The organism is Flavobacterium soyangense (assembly GCF_015277675.1).
Taxonomy (GTDB): domain Bacteria; phylum Bacteroidota; class Bacteroidia; order Flavobacteriales; family Flavobacteriaceae; genus Flavobacterium; species Flavobacterium soyangense.
On sequence record NZ_JADHEC010000028.1, the window covers coordinates 38,986 to 45,998 of the forward strand.

At 34.9% G+C, this 7,013-nt stretch carries 8 protein-coding genes and 1 tRNA gene; 2 read left to right on the forward strand and 7 right to left on the reverse strand.

The window, feature by feature from the left end; genetic code table 11:
- Positions 1–19: 19 nt before the first annotated feature.
- Positions 20–1,621 (reverse strand): phosphoenolpyruvate carboxykinase (ATP), encoded by a 1,602-nt coding sequence (gene pckA / locus IR213_RS12135; protein WP_194312576.1) that lies wholly within the window; start codon positions 1,619–1,621, stop codon positions 20–22.
- A 79-nt stretch (positions 1,622–1,700) separates the two neighbouring features.
- Positions 1,701–2,087, reverse strand: a complete 387-nt coding sequence (locus tag IR213_RS12140; RefSeq protein WP_194312577.1) for a DUF423 domain-containing protein — start codon at positions 2,085–2,087, stop codon at positions 1,701–1,703.
- A 130-nt stretch (positions 2,088–2,217) separates the two neighbouring features.
- Here IR213_RS12140 and IR213_RS12145 point away from each other — a divergent pair, with 130 nt between their 5' ends.
- Positions 2,218–3,579: a saccharopine dehydrogenase family protein gene (locus IR213_RS12145; RefSeq protein ID WP_194312578.1), complete on the forward strand. Its 1,362-nt coding sequence runs from the start codon at positions 2,218–2,220 to the stop codon at positions 3,577–3,579.
- Between the two features lie 97 nt (positions 3,580–3,676).
- On the opposite strand, the gene IR213_RS12150 is transcribed toward IR213_RS12145, so the two are convergent.
- Positions 3,677–5,065: a dipeptidase gene (locus IR213_RS12150; protein ID WP_194312579.1), complete on the reverse strand. Its 1,389-nt coding sequence runs from the start codon at positions 5,063–5,065 to the stop codon at positions 3,677–3,679.
- A gap of 107 nt (positions 5,066–5,172) precedes the next feature.
- On the opposite strand from IR213_RS12150, the gene IR213_RS12155 reads away from it, so the two are divergent.
- A tRNA-Leu gene (locus tag IR213_RS12155) sits at positions 5,173–5,254 on the forward strand.
- A 110-nt stretch (positions 5,255–5,364) separates the two neighbouring features.
- Here IR213_RS12155 and IR213_RS12160 read toward each other — a convergent pair.
- The 4 genes from IR213_RS12160 to IR213_RS12175 all read right to left on the reverse strand — a co-directional run.
- A complete protein-coding gene (locus IR213_RS12160) occupies positions 5,365–5,703 on the reverse strand; it encodes a hypothetical protein (protein ID WP_194312580.1) in 339 nt (112 codons plus the stop codon).
- 118 nt (positions 5,704–5,821) lie between these two features.
- Complete coding sequence (locus IR213_RS12165; RefSeq protein WP_194312581.1) at positions 5,822–6,205, reverse strand: hypothetical protein; 384 nt, start codon at positions 6,203–6,205, stop codon at positions 5,822–5,824.
- An 11-nt stretch (positions 6,206–6,216) separates the two neighbouring features.
- Positions 6,217–6,570 (reverse strand): KTSC domain-containing protein, encoded by a 354-nt coding sequence (locus tag IR213_RS12170; RefSeq protein ID WP_194312582.1) that lies wholly within the window; start codon positions 6,568–6,570, stop codon positions 6,217–6,219.
- 161 nt (positions 6,571–6,731) lie between these two features.
- Positions 6,732–7,013 (reverse strand): hypothetical protein (locus IR213_RS12175; RefSeq protein ID WP_394354921.1); only part of this gene is annotated, 282 nt, incomplete at its 5' end.

Genomic DNA, 7,013 nt, shown 5'->3' on the forward strand with positions numbered 1-7,013 from the left:
GTCTTTGAATTATAATTAATTAAACCATCGGAGCACCCTCCATAATTTCGGCATTGGCAAATGCTGAAAATTTGGCAAAATTAGCCTTGAATTTTTCGGCTAATTCTACCGCTTTTATATCATATAATTCAGGATCTTCCCAAGTATTTCGTGGATTCAATATTTCGCTTGGAACATTAGGACAAGATTGTGGTTTAGCAATTCCAAAAACGGGATGACTGTCGTAATCAACATTTTCCAATTCTCCATTTATTGCGGCAGTAATCATGGCGCGAGTGTATTTCAATTTCATGCGGCTGCCTGTTCCATAAGGTCCACCAGTCCAACCGGTGTTGATGAGCCAAACTTTTACATTGGTATCTTTGATTTTTTTGCTCAGCATTTCTGCATATTTTGTTGGGTGCAATGGCATAAATGGAGCTCCAAAACAAGCTGAAAAATTGGGCTGAGGTTCTGTAACTCCAGCTTCAGTTCCCGCTACTTTTGCAGTGTAACCGGAAATAAAATGATAGGCAGCTTGTCCTGGTGTCAGTTTTGAAATTGGAGGCAAAATTCCGAAAGAATCTGCTGTAAGGAAAAATATATTTTTAGGATTTTTTCCAATCGAACCCTTTTGGATGTTGTCAATATGATAAATTGGATAACTCACTCGTGTATTTGGTGTAATGGAAACGTCTTCATAATCCACTTCGTTTTTTCCCTCTTTGAACACCACATTTTCTAAAATCGCGCCTTTTTTTATGGCTCTAAAAATATCGGGTTCGTTTTCATCTGTTAGATTAATCACTTTGGCATAGCATCCGCCTTCGAAATTGAAAACGGTATTTTCATTCGTCCATCCGTGTTCGTCATCGCCAATTAGTTTTCGAGCAGGATCAGCAGATAAAGTTGTTTTCCCTGTTCCGGATAATCCAAAGAAAATTGCGGTGTCGCCTTCATCTCCCACATTGGCACTGCAATGCATTGGCAAAGTATTTTTGAAAACCGGCAGGATAAAATTCAAAGCTGAAAAAATTCCTTTTTTCATTTCTCCAGTATATCCCGTTCCTCCGATAAGTGCAATTTTTTTGGTAAAATCAAGAATGGCAAAATTGCTTTGACGCGTTCCGTCAATTGCTGGATCAGCAAGGAAACTTGGAACGCAAAGTAAAGTCCATTCGGGGGTAAAATCTTCTAATTCTTCTGTTTCAGGTCTCAAGAACATATTGAAACAAAACAAATTTGCCCATGCGGTTTCTGTAACAACACGAACATTTAGTCTATAATTCGCATCGGCACATACATAAGAGTCTCTGACAAAAACTTCTTTATTGGACAAATAGGCAGTTACTTTATTATATAATGTGTCGAATGCATCAGCTTCGAAGGGGATGTTAATTTTTCCCCACCAAACTTTGTCTTCCGTAATATTATCTTTTACAATAAATCGATCTTGTGGTGAGCGTCCAGTAAATATTCCGGTGTTAATTGCTAACGCTCCAGTTGAATTTTCGATTCCTTCTCCAGATTGCAAAGTTTTTTCTTGTAATTCTTCGGAAGATAATTGATAATGGATGGTTGCGTTTTCGATTCCAATACTTTTTAACGAAATCGATTTCGTAAACAAGGCGTAATTGTCCATAAATTTGTGTGTTGTGTGTTTAATTTATTGGACGCAAAAGTAAAAATTAAATTTTGCACCGAATTGTTTTATAACAATTTTATGATTTTTTGTTAATATAATTCAGTAATAATACTCCCCAAGCTGAAATTAATAGCAATCCGCCGATAGGAGTTACGAATCCAATAATTTTAAAATCAAAAGTTGTGAGGCTATTTGTTGCCAATAAATAGATGGAACCTGAAAAGAATATAACTCCAATAAGTGTCAAAACATAAATTATTTTTTTTGCTTTTTGGGTTATGGTGCTATTCATTCCAATGAATAATAAAAATATGGCGTGATACATTTGATATTTTACTCCAGTTTCGAATGTAGAAAGCTCTTCGAGAGATAAAACTTTTTTTAAAGCGTGTGCGCCAAATGCTCCTAAAATGATTGCTAACATTCCAAAAATTGCTCCTGTAGAAATTATTTTTTTGTCCATCTTTTTTCGTTTTTACTATGCAAAAGTATCTCTTTCTAATCAAATTTAACAAATTAAGGGTAATACTTTTTGTTTGTAGTTTGTTATAAATACAACAATTATATATATTTGTGTTATATTTTATGTAATTATGAGGAAAATTCTAATCATTGGAGCGGGTAGATCGGCTTCGTCGCTAATTCAATATCTTTTAAATAAGTCAGAGGATGAGAATTTGCATCTTGTTATTGGGGATTTGTCGTTGGTATCAGCTCAAAGCAAAACGAATAATCATGCCAATGCAACAGCAATTGCCTTAGATGTTTTTGACAAAAATCAAAGAAAAGAGGCTATTCAAAAAGCGGATATTGTTATTTCGATGTTGCCGGCGCATCTTCATATCGAGGTTGCCAAGGATTGTATCGTTTATAAAAAACACATGGTGACGGCTTCTTACGTGAGCGAAGCAATGCAGGAATTGGATGCTTTGGCAAAGGAAAACAACTTGATTTTTATGAATGAAGTTGGTCTTGATCCCGGAATTGACCATATGAGTGCGATGAAAGTGATCAATGAGATCAGAAATAAAGGAGGGAAAATGCTTTTGTTTGAATCTTTCTGTGGCGGACTGGTAGCACCTGAGTCCGACAATAATCTTTGGAATTATAAATTTACCTGGGCTCCTCGAAATGTGGTTCTTGCCGGGCAAGGTGGTGCCGCAAAATTTCTTCAAGAAGGAACGTATAAATATATACCGTATTGGAATTTGTTTCGCAGAACCGAATTTCTAGAAGTAGAAGGTTACGGTCGTTTTGAAGCTTATTCAAATAGAGATTCACTCAAATATCTTAACATTTATGGTTTAGAAAATATCCTTACTTTATATAGAGGAACTATTCGAAGAGTGGGTTTTTCGAAAGCCTGGAATATGTTTGTACAACTCGGAATGACCGATGACAGCTATGTGATGGAAGATTCCGAGAATATGAATTATAGACAATTCGTAAATTCTTTTCTACCCTATCATCCAACGGATTCTGTCGAAAGTAAGATGCGTTTGATTTTAAAAATTGACCAGGACGATATTATGTGGGATAAACTTTTGGAGTTAGATTTGTTCAATAGCAACAAAAAAGTAGGATTAAAAAACGCCACTCCAGCTCAAATTCTCGAAAAAATCCTTGGCGATAGTTGGACACTTCAGCCCAAAGACAAAGATATGATTGTGATGTACCATAAATTCGGCTACGAAATAAACGGAGAAAAAAAGCAAATTGATTCCAAAATGGTTTGCATTGGCGAAAATCAAACCTATACCGCGATGGCAAAAACAGTTGGTTTACCAGTCGCTATGGCGGCATTATTAATACTCAATGGCAAGATTAAGACCCCGGGCGTGCAGCTTCCTATCCGTAAAGAAGTGTATTTACCTATTTTAAAAGAATTAGAAGAATATGGTGTTGTTTTCAATGAGGAAGTGGTCCCTTATTTGGGTTATAACCCAGATAAATAAATTTTATGAGCCACAGTTTTAAACGGATTAAACGGATTTTCACTGAAGAAAATCCGTTTATATCTATACTATCGGTTTTATCCGTGTGCCAATTTACCTATTTCGATAATTCTACAAAATATTTGTAAAATAAAGGAATGGTTTCTATTCCTTTCAAGTAATTAAATACTCCAAAATGTTCGTTTGGCGAGTGAATGGCATCGCTGTCCAGACCAAATCCCATCAAGATAGTTTTGCTTTTGAGTTCTTTTTCGAACAAAGCAACTATTGGAATACTTCCTCCTGAACGCACTGGAATTGCAGGAACTCCAAAGGTTTCTGTGTAGGCTTTATTGGCGGCTTTGTAGCCAATGCTATCCGTAGGTGTCACATAACCTTGTCCGCCGTGATGCGGTTTTACTTTCACTTTCACTCCGGCTGGAGCAATGCTGATGAAATGATTGGTAAACAATTCGGTGATTTCTTCCCAATCTTGGTTTGGAACCAGGCGCATCGAGATTTTGGCGAAAGCCTTGCTAGGGATAACAGTTTTGGCACCTTCGCCGGTGTAGCCACCCCAGATTCCGTTGACGTCGAGAGTTGGTCGGATTGAATTCCTTTCATTGGTTGCATAGCCTTTTTCGCCATAAATATCATTTAAGTCCAATGCTTTTTTGTATTCTTCTAAGATGAAAGGTGCTTTGGCCATTTCGGCTCTTTCTTCGGGAGATAATTCCTGAACCTTATCGTAAAAACCTGGAATGGTAATGCGATTGTTTTCATCGTGAAGTGATGCTATCATTTTCGCTAAAACATTGATAGGATTGGCAACTGCACCACCATAAAGTCCTGAATGCAAGTCGCGATTTGGCCCAGTAACTTCAACTTCTACATAACTCAAACCACGTAAACCGGTTGTAATGGAAGGTTGCTGATTAGAAATCATTCCAGTATCGGAAATCAAAATTACATCACATTTTAGTTTTTCTTGGTTGCGTTCCACAAACCAACTCAAACTTTTGGATCCGATTTCTTCTTCGCCTTCAATCATAAATTTCACATTACAAGGCAAGGTATTGGATTGAATCATATATTCCAATGCTTTTACGTGCATATACATTTGGCCTTTGTCATCACAAGAACCACGGGCAAAAATCGCTCCTTCGGGATGGATTTCGGTCTTTTTGATAACGGGTTCAAACGCAGGTGAAGTCCATAATTCGATTGGATCAGCGGGTTGCACATCATAATGTCCGTAAACCAAAACGGTTGGCAAGTTCTTATTTATTGTTTTTTCACCATATACTATTGGGTTTCCTGGCGTGTCACAAATTTCGACAAAATCGCATCCTGCTTTTTCTAAACTTTCTTTAACGGTATTTGCAGTTTTGATAATGTCTTGATGGTAAGTGGCATCGGCACTAACGGAAGGGATTTTCAACAATTCAATTAATTCGTTGATGAAGCGGTCTTTATGTAGCTGAACGTATGATTTTATGGATTCCATAATTTGTTGTTTATTAGGGATTCAAAAGTACAAAAAAGAGACTGAATATTTTTATGTAAATTACTTTGAAAGTTGGAAGTTATGCTTATATTTGCACTCACAATTTTGCGGGTATGGTGAAATTGGTAGACATGCCAGACTTAGGATCTGGTGCCGCAAGGCGTGTAGGTTCGAGTCCTATTACCCGCACTTTTAAAATGCAATTATCTTATTTTTAGATAGTTGCATTTTTTAGTTTAAATAGTTAGTCAGTATTTAGTCAGTAATTTTAAAAAGAGTATAAAAATCATTCTTTTATATTACTTTTTTAACCAAATTATTTTTCTTTTAAAGACTTCTTTTTCGTCTTGAAGTTTCTTTTGCTTTAGTATCTCTTTTAAAAAATCAACTATTAATTTTTCAGGAACGTGTTCATATCCGTCGCCAAATCTTGAAATCATTTCTTCAATTAACATTTTTGCTTCTAATTGGTATGTATTATTTAACTCTTCATACGCAAATGCAAATTCAACTAAAGAAGGTTCTATTGATATTAATTGATTTTTAAAAATAATTTTCAAATCTTCTTTTGTTGAAATTGATTCCTGTGAAGACTTTAATTCTATTGCTTCACAAATATCATATAAATGAAGCTTCATTTGGTCATTGTTAAATGCGGGGGGGGTCGGCTTTATTTTTGGTTATATGGGTATTCATATCTTGGTTTCTTTTACTTCATTTTACTATGATTTCTGTTACATCAATTCATTTTTATGTTTACTTTTCTTTATCGATGTCATATAGGGCGACAAAGTTATCGAAGACAATTAATATTTGTTCTCTATTGTTTTGCGAAATTAGTTTAGACAAAATAATTTCAGTTTTGCCCTCAGGTGTTTCGTCGCAAATTAATCTAGTTAATTTATCTCCTTCCTTGTCTGTTTCTTCTTCAAAACGTCTTGATATTACATATCTTTGATTTCCCTTTTTGCTTGATATATTTATTTCCTCATTCGTTATTATAATTTTTGTTTCAATTTCTTGAAGATCTCCGTACCCTTTTTTGTCTCCAATATAATATCCCTTTGAAGTGTAATTTTGGCTATAACTAATAAATGATAGTAGTAGCAATATTAGTAGTATTGATTTATTAAGTTTCATTTTATTTAGTTTTAATGATTTAGTTTCAATTGATAATTTCCTCTTATATTCCTGCTGTAAAAACTCCCTTTTGAATCTGCATTTTTGAAATTCTCCCATACTTCATAAGGCATATTTTGATGAATATAAGTTCTATTGCCTGTTTCTACTATAAAAAATCCCGACAAACCATCACAACTAAAATACTTTGCCGAAGTAATCCAGGAACTACCTGAAACATCTGCTTTGTCTGTGAGTTTGAAATTTGAACTTAAAACAACTTCCTTTGCTTGGTCGTAGCTGTTGAAACTGTTTGGTATTTCGTCGCATTTATTCCCGCACGAAATAATAGTAAAGAAAGCCAAAAGAGAGATAATTTTTTTCATTGGATTTATTTAAACATAATTATTGAGCAATAAATGTTAGTATTTAAGTTTTATTTTCAAAGCTAAACAGAGAAATCATTTTATAGAAAAAAGCAACCGTTATAGCTGCTCTTTCTGTTTATAAAAAATAAAATCATTCCTAAATTTCACGAAAAGGGTTTTTACTTCACATTACCGTATTGGTCGTAATAAGTAGTTTTAACGTTTCCATAATAGTCAGTAGTTGTTTTGGCTGTCCCAGTGGTATTGCCATACTGATCTGTTTGAGTTGTGTTTTTATTGCCATAGTAGTCTGTAGTTGTTTTGGCTGTTCCAGTTGTATTACCATACTGATCTGTTTGAGTTGTGTTTTTATTGCCATAGTAGTCTGTAGTTGTTTTGGCTGTTCCAGTTGTATTACCATACTGATCTGTTTGAGTTGTGTTTTTATTGCCATAGTAGTC

What these genes read in the sequence shown, in the direction of transcription:
- pckA (WP_194312576.1), bottom strand. Translation starts at nt 1,621, where the DNA reads ATGGACAATTACGCCTTGTTTACGAAATCGATTTCGTTAAAAAGTATT.
- IR213_RS12140 (WP_194312577.1), bottom strand. Translation starts at nt 2,087, where the DNA reads ATGGACAAAAAAATAATTTCTACAGGAGCAATTTTTGGAATGTTAGCA.
- IR213_RS12145 (WP_194312578.1), top strand. Translation starts at nt 2,218, where the DNA reads ATGAGGAAAATTCTAATCATTGGAGCGGGTAGATCGGCTTCGTCGCTA.
- IR213_RS12150 (WP_194312579.1), bottom strand. Translation starts at nt 5,065, where the DNA reads ATGGAATCCATAAAATCATACGTTCAGCTACATAAAGACCGCTTCATC.
- IR213_RS12160 (WP_194312580.1), bottom strand. Translation starts at nt 5,703, where the DNA reads ATGAAGCTTCATTTATATGATATTTGTGAAGCAATAGAATTAAAGTCT.
- IR213_RS12165 (WP_194312581.1), bottom strand. Translation starts at nt 6,205, where the DNA reads ATGAAACTTAATAAATCAATACTACTAATATTGCTACTACTATCATTT.
- IR213_RS12170 (WP_194312582.1), bottom strand. Translation starts at nt 6,570, where the DNA reads ATGAAAAAAATTATCTCTCTTTTGGCTTTCTTTACTATTATTTCGTGC.